At 60.6% G+C, this 22,959-nt stretch carries 19 protein-coding genes; 10 read left to right on the forward strand and 9 right to left on the reverse strand.

The genetic code is table 11. From position 1 onward, the window contains the following. Positions 1-33 precede the first annotated feature (33 nt). Positions 34-705, reverse strand: a complete 672-nt coding sequence (locus tag EHH60_RS16420) for a recombinase family protein (protein WP_124160490.1) — start codon at positions 703-705, stop codon at positions 34-36. Between the two features lie 220 nt (positions 706-925). On the opposite strand from EHH60_RS16420, the gene EHH60_RS16425 reads away from it, so the two are divergent. From EHH60_RS16425 to EHH60_RS16465, 8 genes are all read left to right on the forward strand, one after another. Beyond that, positions 926-2,200, forward strand: a complete 1,275-nt coding sequence (locus EHH60_RS16425; protein ID WP_124160491.1) for an SIR2 family protein — start codon at positions 926-928, stop codon at positions 2,198-2,200. Between the two features lie 3 nt (positions 2,201-2,203). Continuing rightward, on the forward strand, positions 2,204-3,949 hold the full coding sequence (locus EHH60_RS16430) for an ATP-binding protein (protein WP_124160492.1): 1,746 nt from the start codon (positions 2,204-2,206) through the stop codon (positions 3,947-3,949). A 37-nt stretch (positions 3,950-3,986) separates the two neighbouring features. Then, the gene (locus tag EHH60_RS16435; RefSeq protein ID WP_124160493.1) at positions 3,987-5,246 is read left to right on the forward strand and encodes a GIY-YIG domain-containing protein; all 1,260 of its coding nucleotides are present in this window, start codon (positions 3,987-3,989) and stop codon (positions 5,244-5,246) included. A gap of 4 nt (positions 5,247-5,250) precedes the next feature. Next, entirely contained in the window at positions 5,251-6,915 is a 1,665-nt protein-coding gene (locus EHH60_RS16440; RefSeq protein WP_124160494.1) for an SIR2 family protein, read from the forward strand. Continuing rightward, entirely contained in the window at positions 6,912-7,367 is a 456-nt protein-coding gene (locus EHH60_RS16445; protein ID WP_199751510.1) for a nucleoside 2-deoxyribosyltransferase, read from the forward strand. The genes EHH60_RS16440 and EHH60_RS16445 overlap by 4 nt, the downstream gene beginning before the upstream one ends. A gap of 694 nt (positions 7,368-8,061) precedes the next feature. Next, the gene (locus EHH60_RS16455) at positions 8,062-8,496 is read left to right on the forward strand and encodes a cupin domain-containing protein (protein WP_124160495.1); all 435 of its coding nucleotides are present in this window, start codon (positions 8,062-8,064) and stop codon (positions 8,494-8,496) included. A 305-nt stretch (positions 8,497-8,801) separates the two neighbouring features. Then, the gene (locus EHH60_RS16460) at positions 8,802-9,860 is read left to right on the forward strand and encodes a LysR family transcriptional regulator (protein ID WP_124160496.1); all 1,059 of its coding nucleotides are present in this window, start codon (positions 8,802-8,804) and stop codon (positions 9,858-9,860) included. Further along, positions 9,808-10,878 carry an LLM class flavin-dependent oxidoreductase gene (locus EHH60_RS16465; RefSeq protein WP_124160497.1) on the forward strand — a complete coding sequence of 357 codons (1,071 nt, stop codon included), beginning with the start codon at positions 9,808-9,810 and terminating at the stop codon, positions 10,876-10,878. Before EHH60_RS16460 ends, EHH60_RS16465 begins: the two co-directional genes overlap by 53 nt. 68 nt (positions 10,879-10,946) lie before the next feature. On the opposite strand, the gene EHH60_RS16470 is transcribed toward EHH60_RS16465, so the two are convergent. The 4 genes from EHH60_RS16470 to EHH60_RS16485 all read right to left on the reverse strand — a co-directional run bounded on the left by EHH60_RS16470 (position 10,947) and on the right by EHH60_RS16485 (position 16,723). Then, on the reverse strand, positions 10,947-12,257 hold the full coding sequence (locus tag EHH60_RS16470) for a glycosyltransferase (protein WP_124160498.1): 1,311 nt from the start codon (positions 12,255-12,257) through the stop codon (positions 10,947-10,949). Between the two features lie 324 nt (positions 12,258-12,581). Beyond that, positions 12,582-14,090: a sensor histidine kinase gene (locus EHH60_RS16475; RefSeq protein ID WP_124160499.1), complete on the reverse strand. Its 1,509-nt coding sequence runs from the start codon at positions 14,088-14,090 to the stop codon at positions 12,582-12,584. Then, the gene (locus tag EHH60_RS16480; protein WP_124160500.1) at positions 14,087-14,806 is read right to left on the reverse strand and encodes a response regulator; all 720 of its coding nucleotides are present in this window, start codon (positions 14,804-14,806) and stop codon (positions 14,087-14,089) included. Before EHH60_RS16480 ends, EHH60_RS16475 begins: the two co-directional genes overlap by 4 nt. An 891-nt stretch (positions 14,807-15,697) precedes the next feature. After that, positions 15,698-16,723 carry an alpha/beta hydrolase gene (locus tag EHH60_RS16485; protein WP_124160501.1) on the reverse strand — a complete coding sequence of 342 codons (1,026 nt, stop codon included), beginning with the start codon at positions 16,721-16,723 and terminating at the stop codon, positions 15,698-15,700. A 938-nt stretch (positions 16,724-17,661) separates the two neighbouring features. Here EHH60_RS16485 and EHH60_RS16495 point away from each other — a divergent pair. Then, positions 17,662-19,152, forward strand: coding sequence for an amidohydrolase family protein (locus tag EHH60_RS16495; RefSeq protein WP_245454506.1), 1,491 nt, complete (start codon positions 17,662-17,664; stop codon positions 19,150-19,152). A gap of 3 nt (positions 19,153-19,155) precedes the next feature. Next, entirely contained in the window at positions 19,156-20,085 is a 930-nt protein-coding gene (locus EHH60_RS16500) for a CobW family GTP-binding protein (RefSeq protein WP_124160503.1), read from the forward strand. A gap of 48 nt (positions 20,086-20,133) precedes the next feature. Here EHH60_RS16500 and EHH60_RS16505 read toward each other — a convergent pair whose 3' ends face one another. The 4 genes from EHH60_RS16505 to EHH60_RS16520 form a co-directional block, all read right to left on the reverse strand. Further along, positions 20,134-20,529 carry a GFA family protein gene (locus tag EHH60_RS16505; RefSeq protein ID WP_124160504.1) on the reverse strand — a complete coding sequence of 132 codons (396 nt, stop codon included), beginning with the start codon at positions 20,527-20,529 and terminating at the stop codon, positions 20,134-20,136. A gap of 298 nt (positions 20,530-20,827) precedes the next feature. Continuing rightward, positions 20,828-21,298 (reverse strand): hypothetical protein, encoded by a 471-nt coding sequence (locus EHH60_RS16510; RefSeq protein ID WP_124160505.1) that lies wholly within the window; start codon positions 21,296-21,298, stop codon positions 20,828-20,830. A gap of 14 nt (positions 21,299-21,312) precedes the next feature. After that, complete coding sequence (locus tag EHH60_RS16515) at positions 21,313-21,813, reverse strand: hypothetical protein (protein WP_124160506.1); 501 nt, start codon at positions 21,811-21,813, stop codon at positions 21,313-21,315. A gap of 246 nt (positions 21,814-22,059) precedes the next feature. After that, complete coding sequence (locus EHH60_RS16520; protein ID WP_124160507.1) at positions 22,060-22,959, reverse strand: polysaccharide deacetylase family protein; 900 nt, start codon at positions 22,957-22,959, stop codon at positions 22,060-22,062.

Here is a 22,959-nt window from a genome sequence, read left to right on the forward strand (position 1 = left end):
ATATTGTGCCAAGAGCTGACATCACAGTTCCTCTTATGCCCGTTGTAGGATGTTCGCGACGGACTGAGCGTACCACTGGCCACCTCGGGCCGTAGGGATACCCCGCGCATTCAACGCGTCCGCCAGCTGCCTGAGCGTGCTTGCGCCAGCCTTCTGAGCCTCACGAATGATAGGGAGCACGTTGGCAGCGTAGCGGTCCGCCTCGGCCTTAACGGCTTCCACAGCTCCTTTGCGAGCCGCGTGGAGCTTAGGGTTGCCCAAGCTGACCCCGCGAGCCTTGGCGGCCGACAAGGCCTGCCTGGTACGGGTGGAGATCAGCGCGCGTTCTTTCTCGGCCAGGGCGGCGAAGAGGTGCAGCACGAAGGGGTCTACGTCCGGGCCAAGCTCAGCGACCACGAAAGGGACCTTGTGAGCCATGAGCCCGCTTATGAAGTGAACGTCGCGGCTGAGCCGGTCGAGCTTGGCCACACCAACCTGACACTTGAGTTTGCGTGCGGCGGCCAGGGCGGCCTTCAGCTGCGGCCTGCGGTCGAGAGCATCCGAGCCCTTGCCTGTTTCCACCTCAACGAACTCGCGGGCGACTTCGTATCCCTCGGAGGCGGCGAAGTGGGCAAGGTTCTGCCGCTGGGCCTCGATGCCCAAGCCTGAGCGGCCTTGGCCCGATGTGCTGACGCGGATGTACGTGATCAGGGGAGCCGTGGCCACGTAAGGGTCCTCCAGAGCTGGTCTGTAAAGAACCTTATCGACCATTTAGGATTTAGACAGCCTCCATTTCGGAATCCGGGGGATACGTCAGACGCATACCTGTTCGGTTTCGGATCCTACGGTATCTTGGGACAACCTATGAGGGCGCTGGAGGCCGATGTGTCTGCCGCAGATATCAAGGTCGCCCTGACAGGTGCGGGAGCGCGCGTGCGAGGGAGCGATGAACTACTGGGATGATCGTCCAGCGTCGGTGAGCAATGTACGCTTCTATAAGCGCGAAGACGGTTGGCGTGCTCATGACGACGCAAAGAACGGAGAGGGGCAAGTAACCGAACGTGGCAGCGCGCGCCTAATCGAAGAATCTTTGACCGCGAGTCTAAACGCTTCAAACCTGATCCTATTAACGGGGGCAGGCTCCTCATTTTGTGCAAAGAATAATGCTCAGAACGGCATTACAGCGCCCGGCATGAAAGACCTTTGGGACGCGGTGCTTGCTGAAGCGAGCCAAGACTCGGTCGACGCAATTGCTCGCCGTATGCCTCTTTCTAATCAGGCTATTGCAGAAAAGAACATCGAAAAGCTCTTAACTCAATGCAAGATTTACCTGGAGCTGTTCGGACGCGAAGAAGCTCGTGACGTTGCTGCATTTATCGCATCAGCCGAACAGTCTATTGCGGCTCGCGTCGACTTTGTGAGCGAGCAAACGGACCTGTCTGCACATCAGGCGATTCTAAGAAAAATCGCTCGGCGCGGTGCAAGGAAGCCAAGGGCGCGCTTGTTCACTACAAACTATGATTTGAGTTTTGAATACGCGGCGAGGGCACTCCGCTTTACAGTTGTCGACGGCTTCACCCATACGATGCCGCAAGTCTATGACGCCGGCAATTTCGCTTACGACATCGTCCGTCGAGATTCTGTTAGCGAAGGGCCAGAGTACATCGAAAGTGTTTTCCATCTGTACAAGCTTCACGGTTCCATAGACTGGCGCCGGAAGGAAGCAGAGTTGATACGGTCTCGCAGCGAGGTCGACGGACCGGCGGTCCTTATTTATCCACGCGACAGCAAGTATCAGGAAGCATTCGAGACGCCATTTTTAGACATGATGTCGGCCTTGCAAACCGCCTTGCGTCAACCCGATACCGCGCTGATCGTCTCGGGGTTTGGCTTCAACGACGATCACATCAGCAAGCCCATAATGGCCGCTCTTGAAGCCAATATGACGCTACGCTTAGTTGTTTGCGACATCGCATTCCTCACCGACGAGGAGTTGGAAAAGAATGAGCATTTGCTGCCAACGACTGCGGAAGCTCGACCAAAGGCCAGCCCGTGCTTTTCCAGGTTGAAACGGCTCGCAGACATTGGCGACCAACGAGTCACGCTCTTAAATGCTCGATTTGATGATCTTGCTCAAGCGATTCCAGATCTTGTCGCACAAACGGAACGCGAGCGTCATGCGGAGCGGATCAAGATTTTAAATGAACCCTCAGCGGTCTAAACCATGATGCGCAGTCTTATCGACCCAAGCCGCTACGCCGGAACAATTACCTTTGTTAGCGCATCAATTGTCCACGCCAATCTTCCCTACGCCACGGCGCGTCCCGAGCGTCGCGCACTCGCGCGAGGTTCTGTCGGAGATTTTGTGTTTGTCGATTGCGAGAGCGCGAAATTGCTAGGCCGCATCATCGAAGTCAAACTCCCTGACAATGAGCGTTTGAGCATTGAGCCGCAGATGGGACTTGCTCCTGAGCCGCATCCTATCGGTCGTATTCAACTGCTTGCATCCGTGGATCAGAAGCGGAGTCGACTTGTCCGCGGGCTTAGGACGCATCCCCGTGTAGGCGATGCAGTGTATCTTGCCCAGCCTGAGTTGTTCGGAGAACTGGCTGCAAATGCTCTTTCAAATGAAGGGCAGCTTTCAGTGGATCTGGGGGTTTTGAGTGCCGGTGGTGAAATGCACTTGCGATTACCTCCGGAGAAACTATTCGGTCGTCACTGCGGTGTATTCGGAGCCACGGGAGGCGGGAAGAGTTGGACGATTGCCACCATCCTTGATCAGATCAAAGCCAATGGCGGGAAGTGCGTCCTTTTTGACCCCACTGGTGAGTTCGCTGGTTTGCCGTCCATCACAAAGCATTATGCCTTCAACGAAGGCGAAGAAGGGACGGAGCGGGTGCACTTTCCCTATACTCAAGCAACCGAAGAGGATCTGTTCGCCCTATTTCGTCCCTCGGGTCAATCTCAGGGGCCAAAGCTCAGAGAAGCCATTCGAAGCCTTAAGTTGATACGTGCTTGCCGAGGACAGCCCCCCGAGGGCGTCCGATTTACGGGGCGAGGGAACGTAGAAAAAGCATTTCAGCCTAGAGAGCCGTTTTTCAATGCACTTGAGTTTCATCGCGATGCGATTAACTCGCCGTTGTGCAACTTCAGAATCGAAGGACTTGCAGAGCAGGTAATTGCCGAATGCGTTTGGTCTAGCGGTCAGGGTGCAAATGCGGATAACTGGGGAGGCCCCGACAACTCCGTTGCTCATTGCGAAACGCTTGTCGCCCGAATCAGGACGCTGGTGGGTACGCATCAATTATCATGCTTCTTCGAAACGGCCGGTCTTTCATTGGTTGACGTGTTGACGAAGTTCTTTGCGGAAGACGGTGATGACATCATTCGCATTTCATTTCGCTCGGTTCACTTCGAACACAACACCCGAGAAATACTTCTGAATGTTATTGGGCGTTATCTGTTGAGTGAAGCACGGAAGGGATTGTTCCGGGTGCGCCCAATCATTGCGATCCTAGATGAGGCTCACCAGTTTCTCGGAAGGACTGTAGGCGACGAGTACGCGAGCGTGAGGCTGGAGTCCTTCGGTATCGTGGCGAAGGAGGGACGAAAGTACGGACTTACGTCTATAATGGCGACACAGCGACCGAGAGACATTCCCCACGATGTGCTCAGTCAGTTGGGTACTCTCATTGTGCATCGTCTCACAAACGATGAAGACCGGCACGCAGTCGAGCGCGCATGCGGCGACTTGGACAAGAACGCCGCGATGTTTATTCCATCCCTTGCGCCGGGCGAAGCCATCATCGTTGGTCCCGATCTCCCCGCCCCAATGCCCGTTCAAATTCACGAGCCGCAAGTCCCGCCTGATTCCAAGGGGCCTGACTACAACAAGTTCTGGCGGGACCGAAAAGGAAGACCTGTGGATAAAGGCCAGGAGCGATCCGGGGAGGTCGTGTCGCAAGAGTAGCCGGTATACTACCTAGGGACACCTGAGAGCGCCTGATATGCCGCAACAGCTCGCGGGAGCCATGAGCCATTCTCCTTCCGCCAAGTCTGATCAATTGGCCTTCGACTGGCTCGACCCTGATCGAGACGAACTTGCGCGTGCGGCAAAAGAGCTGGTTGACGAGCTGAAGCTGCTCACCGGCGGCGCGGTTGTCCTCGTGTCGTGCGGGAAGCATAAAAAGCAAACCCGGTCCATCGCTTCCGAATTGTATACTTCGCCGCGCTTTCGGATGTCGATGAACTTAATCACTCGGCTACAGCAGCGCGCGTTCGTTCTGTCTGCAAAGCACGGGCTTCTCGCCCTCACCACGGCTATCGATCCTTACGATGTTAGTTTGAGCTCATTGGATGAGGAGCGCCGCCTCGCGTGGCAATCCGAGGTCGTGTCAAAGCTGAAGCGGGCTAAAGGCCGTAGCTCGGTTGTAGTCCTACTTGCAGATGATGATTATGCAATTCCCTTGGATCAGCGCTTAGAGTCGGTGGGTTTCAAAGTGATCCAACCGCTAAGCAGGCTCTCTAACAGCGCGCGCCTGCTTTTTCTGAAGGAGTGTCACCATTACCTTGATCGGATTAGCGGGGTGGAAGAGGTGTATGCGAGTTTTGAAAGAATGAGCGCCGCGGGTCACGTTAAGCCACTGAGAGAAGCTGTTCGCGGAACGCTTCCCGATCAGGGCGTCTATTTCTTCTTCGATCCGACCGAACAGACCAGGTTCTCGAGGACTTTGCCTCGGCTTGTCCGAGTAGGTACTCACGGCGTCTCTGCAGGATCACGCGCTACACTTCGTGACCGTCTTCGAACACACTTGGGCACTTCTGACGGGTATGGAAATCACCGTAGTTCGGTGTTCCGACTTCATTTGGGTGAAGCGCTCATCCGACGAGACGGTTTGCGAGACGACTATCCTAACTGGGGCATTGGGCAAAATTCCACGGCCGCTATTCGAGATAGTGAAAAGCCCCTCGAAAAGATGGTGTCAGAGATTATTGGCAGTCTCTTAATTTGTTGCGTGGCGGTGGCGGACAAATCCGCCAAAGAGAGTGCTCGGTCTCTTATCGAACGCCTTTCAATCGCTCTCTTTACCGAATACTTGCTTCCGGTTGAGGCCCCAAGCCAGCATTGGTTGGGGCTACATTCCAAGCATGACGTAATTGTAAAGACGGGACTTTGGAATCTCCGAGATGCCGGCAGCAAGGCGGATACATCGATATCGAAATTGATCAATGCTCGCATAATGAAGTCTGGGGTTGCGGGAACATAGCAGCATGCCTCGCTCAATTACTGCCCTTGAAGAAGCCTCCAAAACGCAGTCGCAGCTTCCCGTCTGGCTATGTCACATGTGGCAAAGGCTTGATCGAAGGCGCTTGGGTCTCATTCTTGGCGCTGGCGTCTCCATCGATGCAGGACTTCCGACTTGGAAGGACTTGGTCGAGCGGCTAACTACTAGATTCCCGGCCGTGAAAAGTGCGTTCGATGCACATCGGAGCGCCGGATTGCAGGAGACCTACATTACGCAAATCGCTTACGCGCTTCATCAAGCGAGTATAAAAGGCGCGCCGTCTGCTCTTCCCAGGCAGTTTGAACAGTATCAGGTTGATTCAACCTGGATGGAGCTTGTCCATCAAGAGCTTTATCGCGATATCGAAAGCCTGAAGTATGAAGAAATACTTCAGCGGCATTCCTATCTGAGCTCGCTGGGGCAGCTCATATGCAGGACCGAGCTGAGCGTTAATTTCAATTTTGACGATTTGGTTGACGAAGCGGCAATTAACTTCGCGCGCACCAGGAACAAGGTTCAGCCCGAAGTTATTTCGCGTCCTAAAATCGAAACGAGGCGCGATGCATCCGTAATCTATCACATTAATGGCTTTCTTCCTCGCGAGAAGCGGCGGCGCCGAAGCGAAAGTCTAGTTTTCACGGAGGATGCCTTTGCGGACGTCTTGATATCGCCAACCCTCCACGAGTCGGACTTCTTGATGTCGCGCTTCGCGACAACAACATTTTTGCTGTTGGGGACATCGCTCAACGACAACTCGCTCAAGAACATGCTTAGAGCTGGAATGAAGCGCAATCCGGCCAATCATCACTACATTATCTATTGGGAAAATCCTGCTAGCCGAAGGAGCGATGAGGAGCGCAAACACATCTTTGATGTGAATCTTGACGTGTACAATCTGATTTCTATTTTCTTGGAGACGAAGCAGATTGCGGAGCTCGTCGATCTTCTAAACGAAGAAGATGCCGGGCTGTTCGAGGCAGAGCTGGTGAGGTTTTCGCCACATCCTGCACGGCGTAAGTATTATCTGGTGGGCTCCGTCGTCGCCGGAAAGTCGAGCAATCTGGAGGGATTGAGATGCTTCTCAACCTTCGAGGAATGGTCGGGGCGAGCACCGGAAAAGATGTATCAAGACCATATGACGCTGACTGCAGCAGAGAGGAAGGAAATAGACGAGTGGCTTTATAGTCAGCTTCGCGAGAAGAACGATAAGATGCGGCGTGCTGGAGTTGGCATGCACGTTATGGATAGGTGCTATCTTGACTTTTGTGCATTCTCCAAAACAGATATTGAGAACGTTGAGAAGTTGAATGAGTTGCGCGCACGTGTATGTAAGCATAGCGGCCCACTTGAGGCTGGCCAAATAATCTTCTTGGAAGCTGATGAGCACGCACTTAGCGACAGGCAGGCTAGGCGCGGGAAGCTTAGAGGCGCTACCATGGTGATTGATTACGATGGCGCCTCTCTCGTGAAGCAATCTGCCACGTTGAAGTCGGTCTACAAGCCGGAGCCTCAATTCACGTTCGATAATTCTCGCGAGGGCAGTGATAAGACATCGCGCAGGATTGCTAGGCAGATATTGCTAGGCGACTATCAGCCATTTGATTTTGAGAAGCGCATAGACGAACTGCTCGGGAGCGGAGGAAAGGTGTGAAGGCCAACGGAACTAGAGTGTATCTTGCGGCTCCGTTGTTTTCGCAGGCCGAGCGCGTAAGGAACAAGTCGCTCAGAGACGCGATTTCGCGCTTCGCCAATGTGTACCTACCGCAGGAGGACGGAGGTCTTATCCTGGACCTTGTGCGGGACGGAATGTCAGTAGAGGAGGCGAAAGCCAAAGTATTTCAGCTCGACATTGACGCCATAGCGGCTTGTGACGTGCTCGTCATTGTACTGGACGGGCGAACCGTTGATGAAGGGGCGGCGTTCGAGTTGGGATACGCATTCGCGACCGGAAAGATTTGCGTTGGTCTCAAAACTGACCCCCGTATGCTGCTTCCAATAGGAGACAATCCCATGATTGAGGTTGCTCTCCGGAAGATTTTCCATGACGAAGGCGAGTTAGTGAGTTGGATTGCAAGCTATGACGCGGGTGTACGAGCGAGCTGAGGTATTTATCGGCTACATGGAATCGCGAATAGCCCGCAATTGGCGCCTTGCCGGTGGTAGCAGCGCGTGGTAGCATTTCGCTGGCAGCTAAGCTGATTTCTGTTTGTTTTTCAAAGTCTTCCTTGGTCGCTCTTCGTCTCCCCTAGGGAGCGCCAGCGATTTCAGTTACTTAGCTGGTCCCATTTTCTCCCGTTCCGTCGCCGACGAAGTTGGAGCCGAGTATCGAGCGCAAGCGGTTTCTCTTGCGCTTCGCGATAGCCCATCAAATCCGACGTAGGTAGTGTCTGAGCAAGCTCGGCGAGGTCGAGCGTGTCGATATCGAGCGTTTGATCAACACCGCTGTGCTGTGGGCCGTCCTCGCGACGAATGAGCCGGATGGCGGCGCGACGTTTTCTTTTGCTTTCCCGGCAGCGTAAACCGGCGCCGCCTCTTCGACGCCGGCGTCTGTTGCGGGTCGATTCCGGCCGGCTTGACGATCCGTCCCCACTTGCCGATCTCGAGCTTCAGAAAGGCTTCAAGGGCTTCCGGGGTCGCACGCTCAGGCTCCACTGGAGCCACGCTGAGCTCGGCAAAACGGCCGACAATTAGGCTATTGGCGATTGTCTTGGCCGGTCTGTCCAGAGGATTGGGCTATGCGCGGCGCGCCGGAGCGACGAAGTATGGACCGACGCCCACTCGAGCCTCGGAGACCGACATGGAAGCTGGCATCGCAACCACATTCGAGCAGACTGACTTCGCGGGAATCAGCACCAGGATCATCAATTCCAGCACAAGCCCATTCACGATTCTGGACATGACGATCAAGCCAGGCTTCGGTGCACCGGCCCATATTTCCGCGTCCGAGGACAAGCTGTTCGTCGTGCTTGAGGGAACGCTGAAATATCTCATTGGCGACCAGACCGAGGTCGTAGAGCCCGGGGCACGCGTGCAGGTTTCGAAAGGCATGGTTCATGGATTCACGAATGTCGGCTCCCATGATGCGCGCCACATCCTGGTTTCGACGCCGCGAAAGCACGAGGAATTCTTTCGCGATCTCCGCGACATCCCTGAACCACGGGAGCAGAATATGAATCTCCTGCCTGGTATCGCACAACGGCACGATCAAATGATCGTCGGACCTCTGCCATAGCGCTCGCTTCGAGCGAGGAAATCGGACGAGCGATGGTGGGGAGGTCTCCCGATCCCCGGATGTCTCAATCCTGGCTTTGACCAACCCATCTTCCGGCGGGCATTCGTGAAAACGAGGATGTGAAAAAGAGGCAGCGCCCGATATCGTACTATCCCGCGATAGATGCGGACTCTCAAACATTCCCGATCCCGCCGCTCGTCCATGCTTAGGGATGGCCGCCGGAGGGCTCGTCGCTCGCTTTCGGAGGTGGCGCGCCATTTCACCCGTGATCCTATCAGACGTCACGGTTCGCTGTGGGTGCGCTGATGGATCTCAACGCACTCAAGACATTCATTGAAGTTGTTCGCGCGGGCAGCTTCTCCGGAGCCGCGCGCCGGACAGGAATGCCGCGGTCTTCCGTGAGCCTGCGCATTCGCAACCTCGAGAGCTCGCTAGGCGTTCGCCTGTTCAGACGGTCGACACGCGCCTTCGCCCTGACCGCCGAAGGGCAGGATCTGTATCAGCGGTCGGAGGGCGCCCTGGTGTCCCTGGCCGATACACTCGCCGATCTGAAGCAGGTCGGACCATCTCATACAGGCGAGATCCGCATGACGCTGCCCGCGGACTTTCCTGCAAAGATCGTTGCTCCGGCCATCGCGGAGTTCTGTGCGGCATATCCGAAGGTGCGGATCAATGTGGTTCCGACCAACGCGGTGCTCGACCTCGTGTCCGAGAATGTCGATATCGCACTTAGGATCGGTGCGGCCAATCCCCAGGATGCCGTCGTGCGGGGGGCGCTCGACATGGAATTGGGCTTCTATGCGAGCGCCGATTATATGCGCCGTCACGGTGCTCCGGCGAGCATCGCCAAGGCAACGCGGCTGATCGGCCCACAGCAGCCGGAACTGCGCCGCCTTTTCGAACAGTGCCTCGATGGCGGGGTCCTGCCTCAGTTCCACGTTACGGTCGACAGTTTCACATTCATCCGCGAGCTGGTGCTGCTCGGTCAGGGCATCGGCCTCCTGCCCAGGTCGCTATGCAGAACGGCGTTGGCGTCCGGCGCTCTCGTGAAGGCCCTCCCGGTTTCGGCTTCGGAGACTCCAACTCACCTATCCCTCGCGCGTCGACATCTCCTCGAAGGTAAAGGTGTTCGCAGAGATACTTGCCCGTCATCTGAAAGCGGCCGTCGCCTAAGCGCCGATTGGCGATTCTTCTGGCCGTTCTGTTCAGAAGCACAGGCTATGCGTTGCACGCCTTTGCGACAGAATATCGGCCGAGCACCCGGGCCTTGGAGATCGCGGCCAGTGAAGGCGTCGTCACGACGCCGCTTCATTGGCAGCCCCATGGCCGGAGGACCGTGCCGGACAACACGAAAGGATTCATGATGGACAGATCGCTTCCGATCTCGATGCTCGATTTTTCTCCCGAGTACAATGGCGACGGCATACGTCAGGCCCTGGCCGCACTGTCGAGCGAGCGCAGCATGCGGAGGCATTGGGCTATCGACGCTTCTGGTTTACCGAGCATCACAACGTGCCGCGGCTGACCAATGCGGCGCCACCTGTCGTGCTTGCACATGTTGCGAGCCGCACGCTATCGATCCGCGTCGGCTCCGGCGGCGCAATGTTGCCCAACCATTCACCCCTTCTGATTGCCGAACAGTTCGGAACATTGGCGGCGCTTCATCCCGGCCGGATCGATCTCGGAATCGGACGCGCTACGGGCGGACCAGGGTCGGACGAAGACACGCTGCGGATGCTACGCAAGGCGCCCGATGCGCGCATGCGATTTGACGCTGACCTCGGCGAATTGTTGGCGCTCCTGCGCGAGCCGCAATCGGGCGACAGTCCACATGCACCCGGGCGCGGCATCGATGTACCCGTCTGGTTGCTGGGGTCTTCAACGGCCTCGGCGGCAATGGCGGGCAAACTCGGCCTGCCGTTCTCCTACGGGACCCATATCGCGCCCGATGATTTGATTCCTGCCATGCAGGCGTATCGCGCGCATTTCCGGCCCGGCGCCACAATGCGATCTCCGCATGCGATGGTGTCGGCCTTTATCATTGCGGCGGACACGGATGCAGAAGCGGAGGAAATGACGGCCGGCGTCCGGCCGATCCTGGTGCAATGGTTTCGCAAGAAGCTGCCGGCGTCGGCGACGGACGCGACTGCGGCGCCCGTCGCCGACGTGCCCGATCGTTTGTCCTACGCTATCGTTGGCGGGCCGGAAACGGCGCGTTCCGGTATCCAGGCGATGATCAGGAGAACGCAGGCAGACGAACTCATGATCATCACGTTCATCCAGGACACCGCCGCAGCCTATCGCTCCTATCAGATCATCGCCAGCGTCTGCCAGGATATCGATAGAGGAGCGGCTGATGACGAACCCATTCAGCCGGGGTGATCGCCAGAATGTAGGTCTCGTATAGCATCTGCCGCCGCACCATGGGCGGGCGGCGGCATCGAGGTTCGTCAGGCGCGATGAAGCGCTGTCGTTGCAGGAGACGGCCGTCTCATTCGGCGGCCAGCGGCGGCGATGGTCTCCATCTCGTCGACGAGGCTGGACCGATCGATATCGACCTTGATGGCCTCGCCGAGGAAGCGAGCCGTCGTCGTGAATTGCGGCTCGGTGATCAGCCGGTCCACTGCCGCGGCGACCTCCATCTCCGAGGCCGTTGGCGGCAATCGAAGCCCGGCGCCCTTGGTCTCGACCCGCGCGGCGTTCGCAGCCTGATCCCGTCCCGTCGGAAGAACGAACTGCGGCAAGCCGTGGAGAAGCGAACGAGTAACGGTTCCGTGGCCGCCTTGCGACACCACCACAGAAACGTCTTTCATGATCAGGTCATGGGGAGCTCCACTGATCAATTGCACGTTCTGCGGAGCCCGCAGATCTGTAATTTTCAGATTGGGCCCAGTGGTCGTGATGGCATCGATCTCGAGCATGCCCATCGCGTTGACGACGCGTTGAAACAGATCGCGCTGGCCTTGAGCGCCGGTGCTGCAAGCGATCAAGACGCGGGGGCGCCCCGATCGCATGGACGATGCTGGCCAGGTGGCGGCCTGCCGCGAATTCGGTTGCGTGGCCTTGGACCAGTTCGGCACGTCGAGCAGCGGCCCGACATACCGGAAATTGTACGGCAGAGCATCAGCCTGAAAGTCGAACGCCCGACTGGTTGCGAGCAGAAGCCGGTCAGCCCGATCGAACAGGTGCATGACATCCGCGAGCGGGGCGAGTCCCAGATCGACGCGGGCGCGGTTGAGAAGAGGGAGAAACGAATTCAGCATCTGGGATACGGCGGCATTGGCCACGTCGACTTCAGCACGCTCTTGCGGAGTTTTCGGCTGGCCCAACCCGCTCGTGGCCGGCGGCATTCCCGGCAGGGTCCGCAGGCTGACATGGGGGGATAGAAGAGCGAGGGGCACATCCGATGCCTCCGCTCCGAGCGCGGCGCCGAACAATACGTCCAAGCTGAGAACCGCATCCGTCGGTCCGCCGCGAATTTCGTCCCGGATATCGGCCGCATAGGCCGAGCAGGGGTCGAATACGACGCGGCGTATCCATTGCGGTATCTCCGAGAGATCTGTCGGATCGGCGGCCTCTCCCGTCGGAGCGCGGCGCCATGTCACGAATTCGAAGTCGGCGCTCTCGACTTCGGCACGCATGGACGGATCGGCCATCACCCGGACATGATGACCATTCCGGCGCAGTTTCCGTCCCGCAGTCAGGAGAGGGCTGAGGTTTCCCAATGTGCCCCACGACGCCAGCAGAAAATGGTAGAACATTCCGGAAGCCTCATCAGGTCGCGAAACTCGCTGACACAATCGTTTCTTTCGCGACCCGGAGCAGGCGATAGGATAATTGCGTGACCGCGGGTGTAGCCGCGCGGGCCGCGCCAACGATGGGGCAATGCCGCTACTGAATGATGTCTGGTCGAGACCAAATGGTTACCTCTGTAATAATGGCGCGCGCGATCATGTGCAGCGTTCGCGGCAGGCAATGCCGCGGCGATCGCTGGCACAGTCTATCCCCCACGAGGCGGCGGTTCCGCATCTGTCACTGCTGAGCCTTGTCCAGACTTCTGACGTCTGTCACGACCTCGCCGGGCTTCACGCAGAGATGCCGCGCGATGCCGGTTCGAGATCGTTGATAACGTCTTTCGCTGCTGCGGCCGTGATCGGGCGGCTGACGAGAGGCGGCGCGCCCTCCTGCGCCGGCAGGCTGATGACCGCGCGCAGTCCCTTCGGCCCGTTGGTCAAGACGATGTCTCCGCCGTGGTGGCGGACAATGGTCCGGGCAATGGAAAGGCCGAGGCCCACGCCTCCTGTTTCGCGATTTCGCGAGTTCTCAATCCGGAAGAAGGGCACAAAAACCTGCTCGCGGGCGCTGTCGGGAATGCCGGGTCCATCATCAGAGACGATGATTTCGATGTTGTCTGCGCGTCGCTCCAAGGTAACGCGCGCCCGCTCGCCATAGCGGATGGCATTCTCAATGAGGTTACGGCACGCGCGGCGAAGTGCGTCTGGCCGGCAGCTGTAGCCGATCTTCTGTCCGTTCGAGAAAGAGACGTCATGACCGAGTTCGGCGAGATCGTCGCAGAGACTTTCCACGAGAGCCGAGAGATCCAAGGTGCGCGTACTTTCCGCAGTTGCATCTTCGCGAGCAAATGCGAGGGTAGCCTCTGTCATTGTCTGGATCTCGGCGATGGTGGAAAGCATTTTCTCGCGGACGTCCTCGTCGCGCACGAATTCCGCACGCAAACGGAGCGAGGTCAGAGGTGTGCGCAGATCATGACCGATGGCAGCCAGCATCTTGGTGCGGTCGTCGACGAAACGATGCAGGCGCGCCTGCATGCGATTGAATGCCTCGGCGGTGCGTCGGATATCGTCGGGGCCGGTTTCCGGCAGCGGCACGACCTCCTGGCCACGGCCAAGCGCCTCGGCCGCTACGGCGAGGCGGCGCAAGGGTTGCGCGATGCCGCGTGCGGCAAACACGGCTATGATGGACAACGACAACGCTGAAAGGCCGAGCGCGAGGGTGGATTTGGAGGTCCAGAAGCCGTCTTGTGCGGGTTTGGCAAATGCAGTGTTCAGCCACGCCCCATTCGCCAACTGAACGGCCAGGCCCATGCCGGTGGTGTCATCGAGATAAAGGAACTTCGCCGGCCGGGAGAGTGGCCAGGCTTCCGGTCTCAGGTCGAGCCACTGGGAGGAGGTGGCGCCGCTGCTCCTGGCTGTGTTTCGGGTGAAGTCCGGTCTCACCTCGGCGGGCACGTTGTGGCCGGGAAAGGATACGCGCGGCAGTGGCTGCGCCAGGCGCTCCCATGCCTCCTCTCGCCACTCCGAGGCATCCTTCAGACCGTTGGTCGATATCCAATATCTCGCGGAACTGGTGTTGCTGGCATTGAGGATGTCGGTCTGGAGCGATTGAGGAGTCGCTTCCAGGACCCGGGCCAGCGAGGCACACCTGCTGAGTATCTCGCCCTTGGCGGCCTTCCGGATCGATTGCCCGTGCTCGTCCCAGGAAATGAAGAATACGATTGCCTGCGACAGCACGAGGGACAGCAGCGTGAAGCAGATGAAACGGGCCGCAAGACTGCGCGTCCACAAGTTCGTCATGGTTGCCCGATCTCCGCGACGAGACTGTATCCACCACCCCAGTGAGTCTTGATCAAGGCTGGTACTTTCGGATCGGCCTCGATCTTCTTCCGCAAGCGGCTGACCTGATTGTCGATGCTCCGGTCGAACGGATCGGCATCTCGGCCGACTGTCAGGTCAAGGAGCTGGTTGCGGCTGAGTACCAGGCCCGGATGATCGAGAAACGCGCACAAGAGACGAAATTCAGCCGTGCTGAGCGGTACGGCAACGCCGTCGCTTCCCAGCAATTCGCGCCGGTTGACGTCGAAGGTCCACCGGTCGAAACGTACGATCTTGCTGGCCAGCCGGCCTTTTCGCGGCGGCAGGCTTTGCACTCGCCGAAGCACCGCCTTGATGCGGGCGAGCAGCTCGCGGGGATTGAATGGCTTGGACAGGTAGTCGTCAGCGCCCACTTCCAGACCGACGATGCGGTCGGTCTCCTCCGCCATGGCAGTCAAGAGAATAACAGGAAGCTCCGTGGTGCTGCGCAGATGGCGGCAGAGGGACAATCCGTCCTCGCCCGGCATCATGATGTCGAGAACGATCAGGTCAGGAGCACTTCGTTCGAGCAAACGGCGCAATGCGATAGCGCTCTCCGCGAGGCTGATCCGGTAGCCATGCTGCATCAAGTATTTGCCGACCAGGTCGCGGATGTCACGATGATCGTCCACGACGGCGATGTGCGGTGCCGAGTCCATCCGATTGCTCCGTTCCGCATCATGATGAATTCCACTAGCCAACCGATCGGAAGAGCGTAATAGAATGTACCTGTCGCGCACGATCGGCTGAAATCACATCCCTGCGGGATGGCTTCCCTGAAAGGAACGTGGCTTCAAATCGTGATCGCAAGATGCCGGCCTGTTCCGGGGAACTGCCCTCATCTGCAACGATTTCCGACCATGGCCGAGACATCCTGGCCACAAGCTGTCGCAGAACTTTGTCCCGGCAGGCCGCTTCTGTCGCAAATTGTCGCAAGCGCGCATGTCCATCGGGATCTGATGCGATGCCGGAAGCCGCACTGAAAGCAACGTGATTGAAAGAACGGCAGAGGAGAGGAGGTGGCAGGTCAAGAGGACCACTTTGTCGCGAACTGTGCGAGGCAGCATACCTGAGACCGATCGCGACAATTTCCGGTAGCCGTCGGCAAAGTTCTGCGACAACCGGATCCCATCGTGCGCATGTTCAACCGGACAGGAGCGCTGCATGTGCGCGATGGAGGCGGTTTCTCACGAAGCAGTTCTGGAAACCTCGAGAGGCTCAACGGTCGGGCACGATGACGGCGACGCCACAAAGGGACGGCTTCTTCGTAGAGCCGCATTTCGGATCACCTGCCTGCTCGTTCTATTGTTGCGAAATACTTCGTCTTCGGCCACGCTCGTTGGCTTGACGCAGGGAGCGAGTGGCATGGCCATTTCGCGTCTCGTGGCGGATAGCGACCGTTTGACGCCCGGCGCGCATCTCAGGTGCACATGCGCAGCGCCCATGAGAATCGTTTTCCCGGTCCGAGAAGTTGTGTGCACACATGATTGCGTTTCTGGGGACCTAACGGCACCGGCGCCGTGATTGCGAAAGCAGCATAGATGCGCTGCTCACGCGGTCGTGCCGTCGATGGAACGGCGGATCACCCGCTGTACTTCCGCGTTCGACAGGAACAGGTCGTGGTTGATGATGCCCCAGCCTTCCTGCGAGGCGTCGACCACGCGCACACCGAGCCGCGCGATGGCGGCCTTTTCGGCGGCGCCGACCCTCGTCATTCCGCCTGCGATCTGCCCCGACAGCGCCAGGGCGCGATCGTTCGTCGCGGCGATCACGGTGATCTTGCCGGCGAGCGGACCGATGCGCTGGATCGCCGACGAGAAAACGTCCATGTCGATGTCGGGCGAGGCAAACACCACCGCGCCGATCTTGCTCGTGACTGTGTCGCCGTATCGCCCATAGAGCTGACGCAGGCTTTCCAGCGTCAGCATGGTTCCCATGCTGTGCGCAACGATGTGCACGCGGCCGCCGCCTGGCGCCGACACGAGCGCCGAGAGCACGCGTTCGAAATCGTCGCGGGACCACATCGCGCTGTCGCGATCATAGGCATAGTCGAACAATCCTGCCCTGGACGGCCAGGAAAACGCGATGGTCCGGCCGCGGAACTTGATCCCATCGGAGAGATGGGCGGTGTCCAGCACCGCGGTTTCGAATGTCTGCTTGAAGCCGTGCACATAGATCAGCACGTCTCCTCCGCCGGCCTGCGCGGCGAGATCGCCGGCGTCGGCCGACACCGGTTCGATCCGATCAAGACGCCAATCCCCAAGTCCGACGGAGGCGAGAGAGAGACGGCTCTCGTCCGGGGCGACCAGCCTGGCCCGCGCGACCGTCATGCTCGTCGCTCGCTCCGGCCCGAACCAGGGTTTCGTACGACCGCCGTTCGCGGGCTTGCGCGTGGTAGCGACAAGCACGGTGGGATCGGCGGAGAGGGACGATGCGTCAAAGCGCGCGCCGGTCGCGCCCAGGCCGGCGCATCCGCCGAGCGCAAGGGCACTCCCTGCCGACGCCAATCCACCGAGGAAGGTGCGGCGCGAAACAGAATGGTAGGAGTCGCGTTGCAGGAGACGTCGGACGATCACATGGAACCTTTGGGAACTTTGCCCACCGTAACGCCGCCCCGCCAGCTCACTGAATGACAATGGGGGCGAGAAGACGGCAGAGCCGCACGCCGGTTCTCGGCCTCAGTGGACATCCGCAAAACACCCGGGTCGCTGTCAACCCCCTCCCAGCAAAATATTCCACTTTACCGAAATTCGGATTTATCGTATGACTTGGCCATCCCAGGCCACCATAGGGGCGGTCGTACGTCGTCACGAACGCGGGCTGGATTGCGGTGGACGCGGGCGGCGTTAAAGGCGGGCTTGCGCGTGCAGGGCGAGATGAACCTCGTGAGCATGGCGCTTCCTGCGCAGACGAACGGCGCTCAATGTCTTGCGAAGCCTCTTGGCGACGCAGGATCGCCTGCGTACGGCGAAACCGTGTGGTCCTGGCCGTCGTTGCTACGGTCAAGCCTTGACGAAGGCGTCACTCGCGTCAACCGGCGCGGGTAGCGTGAATTTCGCGGAGGTGACGGAGGCCAGAAGGAATTCGGCTCCGAGGAGAGCGCGGCATAGGCCGTCAAACCATCGCGCAGGGGAGGCCTGGTTCGGCTGCCCTGTGTCTCCCCTGTGCATTGCGTGTGCATTCGTTCAGCGCAGGGGTCTTATGGGTGCCAGCCGGCGCCCGGCCTTCCCTGCGCCCTTTCCTTGAATGGGTGCGAAGCGAAGCACAGCTCGGGCAAATCATGCCGCGAGATGCGAGCGCATGGCGATTGGGCCGGCGAATTGACGCAGCGGCGTTGTTGCGTTCCGGTCCCGATACACTCTCCTGCGTTCACCGGTCTTACTTGCAAGCATGCAGCATCGGCATCGGTGGTGGTGGTCGTTCTCCCCAGAATCTGCACTATGCGCGCCGATACGCCCCCGAAGCGGCCGCCGGGCCTTTGGAGGTTTTGGCAATGGCTTTTCGGAGTGACGATATGAGCGGTTTGGTGATCAGCGGCGGCCGGGTGGTGGATCCCGCGAGCGGGATGGACGCCGTTGGCGATGTGGCGGTGGTGGATGGCAAGATCGCCGCTGTCGGCACGGGCCTCGGCGGCGCCGAGCGGGTGATCGACGCGACCGGGCTCGTAGTGGCGCCCGGTTTCATCGACCTGCATGCGCATGGCCAGTCGATCCCGGCCGACCGCATGCAGGCGTTCGACGGCGTCACGACGACGCTCGATCTCGAGGCCGGCGTGCTGCCGGTTGCATCCTGGTACGAGCGCCAGGCGCGGAAAGGCCGCGTGCTGAACTACGGCGCCGCCACCAACTGGGCCTTTGCCCGCATCGGCGCGATGACGGGCTCTAATGCGGAGAGCTCGCTGGAGGCATTCGGCAATGCCATGCGCGATCGGCGCTGGATGGACAACGTGGCGACCGATGCGGAGGTATCGGGCATTCTCGATCGCCTCGCCCGCGGTCTGAACGAGGGCGGCATCGGTATCGGCATCCTGAACGCCTATGCGCCGGGCGCGGGCGTGCAGGAGCTGACGGCGGTGTGCCAGTTGGCTGCGGCCAAGGACGTGCCGACTTTCACCCACGTCGCCTTCATGTCGCGCATCGATCCCGAGAGCGCGGCGGAAGCCTATATCCGCCTGATCGGATATGCCGGCGCCACCGGCGCGCACATGCACATCTGCCATTTCAACTCGTCGAGCAAGACCGACGTCGAGCGCTGCCGCGTGCTGATCGAGAAGGCGCAGGCGCAGGGTCTGCCGATTACGGTCGAGGCCTATCCCTACGGCACGGGCTCGACCGTGCTGGCCGCCGCCTTCTTCAGCGATCCCGAGTTCGTCGAGCGCAACGGCACCGGCTATGATTCCGTGCAGCGCGTGACCGACGGCTACCGTTTCCACGACCGCGAGGAGCTGCTCAAGGCGCAGGCCGAGGAGCCGTCCTCGCTGGTGCTCTGGCACATCCTCGACACCGAGAACAATGCGCATCACCGCGACCTGCTCGACATGTCCGTGCTGTATCCCGGCGGCGCCATCGCGTCCGATGCGATGCCGTGGACGCTTTCCGACGGCACCACCTACACCGGAGATGCTTGGCCGCTGCCGGATGACGCCACCTCGCATCCACGCTCGGCTGGCTGCTTCACGAAATTCATCCGCGAATGGGTGCGCGAGCGCAAAACCGTGTCGCTGCTGGAAGGTGTGCGCAAATGCGCGCTGATCCCGGCGGAGATCCTGTCGCAGAGCACGCCGGCGATGCGCGCCAAGGGCCGGCTCGCGAAAGACGCCGATGCCGACATCGTCGTGTTCGACTACGAGAAGCTCTCTGACCGCGCGACCTTCACTGCGATGAACCGTCCCTCGGAGGGCGTGCGGCATCTCGTCGTCAGCGGCCAGCCGCTGATCTCCGACGGCGTGCTGGACGTGGCGGCGCGGCCCGGCAAACCGGTGCGCCGCCCCGTCGTCGAGGGCTGACCCATGCCGGTCCCCATTCTCCTGGTGACGGGCTTTTTGGGGGCCGGCAAGACCACGGTCGTCAACCATCTGCTGGCGCATGCGGAGGGGCGGCGGATCGCCGCCGTGGTCAACGATTTCGGCGCGATCAACATCGATGCGGAGCTGATCGCGGGCGCGAGCGAGGGCGTGGTCAGCCTTGCCAATGGCTGTATCTGCTGCTCGCTCGAGGGCGATCTGTTGCGCACGCTCTCGACGCTGCTGCGGCGCGATCCCAAGCCGGATTATATCGTCATCGAGACCAGCGGCGTCGCCGATCCCGCCGACATCGTCCGCAATCTGATGGATCCGGTGATCCTGCGCGAGGCGCGGTTGGAGACGGTGCTCTGCGTGATGGACGCGACGGCGCCGCCCGCCGCACTTGAAGATGCGCTGCATCGATCGCAGCTGCGCGTCGCCGATATCGTGGCGCTCAACAAGCTGGATCTGGCGGATGCAGGCGCGGGGGCACGCATGCGCGTGGCCATCCGCGCGCTGCGTGTTCCCGCCGTCGTGGTCGATGCGCAGCACGGCGAGATTCCTGCCGCCCTGCTGTTTCCCGCGGATGTCGATCGCCCGCCCGCGCCGCGCGACGTGGGCCCGCGGCGACCGGCAGAGGAGCGCTTCGAGACGCTGAGCTGGACCTCGGACAAGCCGGTCTCGCTGCCCCGTTTGCAGCAGGCTATCAACCGACTGGCGCCTAAGCTGGCGCGCGCAAAAGGCTTGTTCGAGACGATCGAGCAGCCCGGCCGTCCGATGGTGTTTCAGTTCGCCGGCGGCCGCGCCACGCTCGCACCGAGCGATGCGCTGGCGGCGGGCGGGGCACGGACGCGGATCGTCTTCATTGCCGAGCTTGGGGTGCTCTCGAAGGCGGAGATCGACGGCATCATGGAGGCGTGCGTCGCGGGCGGGTAGCGCGATCCGCACCGATTGCACGCGTATCAGCTCAAACCGGGCGCCGCCTCAATCCTCGACCGGCAGCGCATCCCCGTGTGCGTACCAATCGGCGCGGGAAGTCCAATGCACATGCCGGTCGGGTGTCGCAGCCAGCTTCTCGTCGAATGCGCCGGCATGGATGATCGCCTCGCGCCCACTGCGTGTGAGGTGCGGCATCGGGCTGCCGCAGATCTTGCAGAATGCGGTGGCAAAGCTCCGGGCATCGGGCAGGTCGAAGCGCATGACGGATGCTTCACCGCGCAGCCATCGCAGTGCCTGCGCCCTCACGATCACCTCGCAGGAATGCGCCGTCCCGGTTGCCTTGCGGCAGCGCGAGCAATGACAATTGAGGAAGCGCTCGAAGGGTCCCTCGACCTCGAAGGCGATCTCGCCGCACAGGCAGCTCCCGCGGAACGCGGCCATGTCACTCTCCCGCCGGCTCGACCGGCTTCTCGACCGCCTCTTCGTCGACTGGCGGACGCGCCGTGCGCGGCGCAGCTGCATTCGCGGGAGTCCTTTCCCCGCACCCCATCAGACCTTTCCGGCGGTCAATTCTCAAGAGGGGACCGCCCCGATCGTGCGGCCCTATCCAGAATGACGATCCCAGCGGTGGTCGCGCTGGGATCGTCTGGAGGTTTCATGGAGGGCATCGAGCACTGCGCCTCCATGAGGATATGATAGCGCAAGGCCGCTTCAGATGCGACTGGAACCCGTCAAAACATCAGCAGAACGCCAGCGCGTTGACCGCCCGCGTGGTCGCAATCTCGTTCTCATTGCCGACGAACTGGCAGACGACGGATTCGAGCTCGCCCGGCTGCTTGCGGCGCGCCACCGCCAGCAGCCGCATCAGCTCCGCCTCGTCCTTCGACAGGCGCCGGGAGGACGGCGGCATGAAGCACAGCTCGCAAGGCCGGCCGCTCCGCAGGATTCTGACGAGCGCGGCAGCCCGTGCGACCAGCAGCGGGCTGTCGGCAACGCCAGGTGCCTCGTCCGCGAAGCGATAGGCCGCTTCCCAGCAATCGGATGTGCCGGTCGCGTAGGCCGCTCCGATGAACCGGAACAGCGACAGCGCGATGCGGCAGAAGTCATCGTAGCTTTCGACGCTTCGTGGCGCCGCAAGCGCGGCCCGGAGCGGACAGAGCTGCGGCCGGACGGCGTCCGGGGCTGCCACGGAATCGCATGGATCCTGCATCGTGAATGTTCTCGTCAGTGCAGCGTGGGGCTTCCGATCAGCCAGCTCTTCATCGGCATCATCCGATCATGGTTGAAAGACCGCACGTGCCGGTCGGGCAGGATGAGACCGGCCATGCGGAAGATCGTTGCAAGCCCCTGGACCGGCGCAAGCGCCCAGTCGGCGCCGACAGGCGGCAGCCAGCGCTCGAACTGCTCGCGGGCGAGATCGACGCGATCCTGCTGTGCTGCGGCGATGGCGCACAGAATCTCGCGCTCGCTGTCCGACATGCGCGGACAAGTCGGGCAGTGCACCTCGATGGCCGTATGGGCGGTGCAGGCGAATATCTCGATGATGGATTCCAGCGAGGGCACGGCGTCGCCTACGCGGAAATGGTCGTACACCTCCTTGATATCGGCTGCGGTCGGAACGGCGCCTCCGCTGCGGGCCTTCGCCCTGAATCCCCAGATGAAGAGCCGCTCCGCTGCGCTCAGCGCAGGAAGATCGAGGGGACCAGTATGTGTCGATTGATGCATTGGGCTTCTGGCCTCTGGCTGCGCTCACGGCAGAGCTGGCGCGGATGATCTGTGCCGATCGTTCCGCCAGAGACCTCTCCAAGTCAACGCTCGGAGAGGCGATGTCGAGGTGTTCTAGATTGGAAGAATTCGTATCCTGGAAGCCGCATGCCGGCAGTTCTCCCGCGGAATTACTGGGCAAACATCTGCGGCAGTGTGACGGCGGAGACCGGCCAGGCCGCCGACCTCGTGCTGCAATCGAGCGGCCTAGCGCGCGACTTCACGAAAATGCGCCGCGATATCGGCGCGTGTTGCGACCCAGACCCGGCCCTCCAGCCGCGCCAGCTCGGCCAGAATGGCCTTCACCGCGCGGAAGCGCGCGGGCCGACCGCAGATGCGCAGATGAAATCCGACGGACAGCATCGCGGAGCGGCCGCGCTCTGCCTCCTCGACCAGTGTAGCGAGTGCCGCGCTGACATAGTTTGAAAAATCCTCCGGCTGCACAAATCCGTTCGCATGGAAGAACTTCATGTCGTTGGTATCGAAGCCATAGGGCAGGACCAGCATCGCTCCCTGTGGCGACCGGCTCCAATAGGGCAGATCGTCGTCGAGCGCGTTGGAATCGTAGGCGAAGCCGAGCCTGATCAGGATATCGCGCGTCCATGCGCTCTGGCTGCCGCGCGACATGAAGCCGACCGGCGTAAGGCCGGTCGCGCGGGCGATGACGTCGCGCGTCTTCTCAATGTCACGACGTTCCGTCTCGGCATGTCCATAGAGGGCGTGCGGCAGCCAGCGCCAGCCATGCACCGCCGGCTCGTGGCCGGCCTCGACCACGGCGCGGGCAAGGTCCGGTACGCGCTCGACGGCGCGGCCGCACATCATGAAGGTGGAACGGATCTTGGCCTCAGTGAAGGCGTCGAGGAATCGCCACAGGCCGGCGCGCATGCCATAATCGAACACCTGCTCCTGCACGAGATCGCGCACGCCGGGCGGCGATGTCGAGGCGACCTCGCCATAGCGCTCCGTCTCCGCATCGCCTTGCTCGACCGCGAGCTCGGCGCCCTCCTCGAAGTTCACCACCAGCGACACCGCGACGCGGGCGCCGTTGGGCCAGACGATATCCGGCTGCGCCCGGCCATATCCGCGAAGATCGCGTTCGATCGGCAT

The organism is Bradyrhizobium sp. RP6 (assembly GCF_003837805.1).
Lineage (GTDB): Bacteria > Pseudomonadota > Alphaproteobacteria > Rhizobiales > Xanthobacteraceae > Bradyrhizobium.

Excerpts from the sequence above, each read along its gene's own strand:
- EHH60_RS16430 (WP_124160492.1), top strand. The coding sequence starts at position 2,204 with ATGATGCGCAGTCTTATCGACCCAAGCCGCTACGCCGGAACAATTACC.
- EHH60_RS16460 (WP_124160496.1), top strand. The coding sequence starts at position 8,802 with ATGGATCTCAACGCACTCAAGACATTCATTGAAGTTGTTCGCGCGGGC.
- EHH60_RS16455 (WP_124160495.1), top strand. The coding sequence starts at position 8,062 with ATGGAAGCTGGCATCGCAACCACATTCGAGCAGACTGACTTCGCGGGA.
- EHH60_RS16440 (WP_124160494.1), top strand. The coding sequence starts at position 5,251 with ATGCCTCGCTCAATTACTGCCCTTGAAGAAGCCTCCAAAACGCAGTCG.
- EHH60_RS16515 (WP_124160506.1), bottom strand. The coding sequence starts at position 21,813 with ATGCATCAATCGACACATACTGGTCCCCTCGATCTTCCTGCGCTGAGC.
- EHH60_RS16505 (WP_124160504.1), bottom strand. The coding sequence starts at position 20,529 with ATGGCCGCGTTCCGCGGGAGCTGCCTGTGCGGCGAGATCGCCTTCGAG.
- EHH60_RS16500 (WP_124160503.1), top strand. The coding sequence starts at position 19,156 with ATGCCGGTCCCCATTCTCCTGGTGACGGGCTTTTTGGGGGCCGGCAAG.
- EHH60_RS16435 (WP_124160493.1), top strand. The coding sequence starts at position 3,987 with ATGCCGCAACAGCTCGCGGGAGCCATGAGCCATTCTCCTTCCGCCAAG.
- EHH60_RS16480 (WP_124160500.1), bottom strand. The coding sequence starts at position 14,806 with ATGGACTCGGCACCGCACATCGCCGTCGTGGACGATCATCGTGACATC.
- EHH60_RS16475 (WP_124160499.1), bottom strand. The coding sequence starts at position 14,090 with ATGACGAACTTGTGGACGCGCAGTCTTGCGGCCCGTTTCATCTGCTTC.
- EHH60_RS16495 (WP_245454506.1), top strand. The coding sequence starts at position 17,662 with ATGAGCGGTTTGGTGATCAGCGGCGGCCGGGTGGTGGATCCCGCGAGC.
- EHH60_RS16520 (WP_124160507.1), bottom strand. The coding sequence starts at position 22,959 with ATGCCGATCGAACGCGATCTTCGCGGATATGGCCGGGCGCAGCCGGAT.
- EHH60_RS16470 (WP_124160498.1), bottom strand. The coding sequence starts at position 12,257 with ATGTTCTACCATTTTCTGCTGGCGTCGTGGGGCACATTGGGAAACCTC.
- EHH60_RS16425 (WP_124160491.1), top strand. The coding sequence starts at position 926 with ATGAACTACTGGGATGATCGTCCAGCGTCGGTGAGCAATGTACGCTTC.
- EHH60_RS16510 (WP_124160505.1), bottom strand. The coding sequence starts at position 21,298 with ATGCAGGATCCATGCGATTCCGTGGCAGCCCCGGACGCCGTCCGGCCG.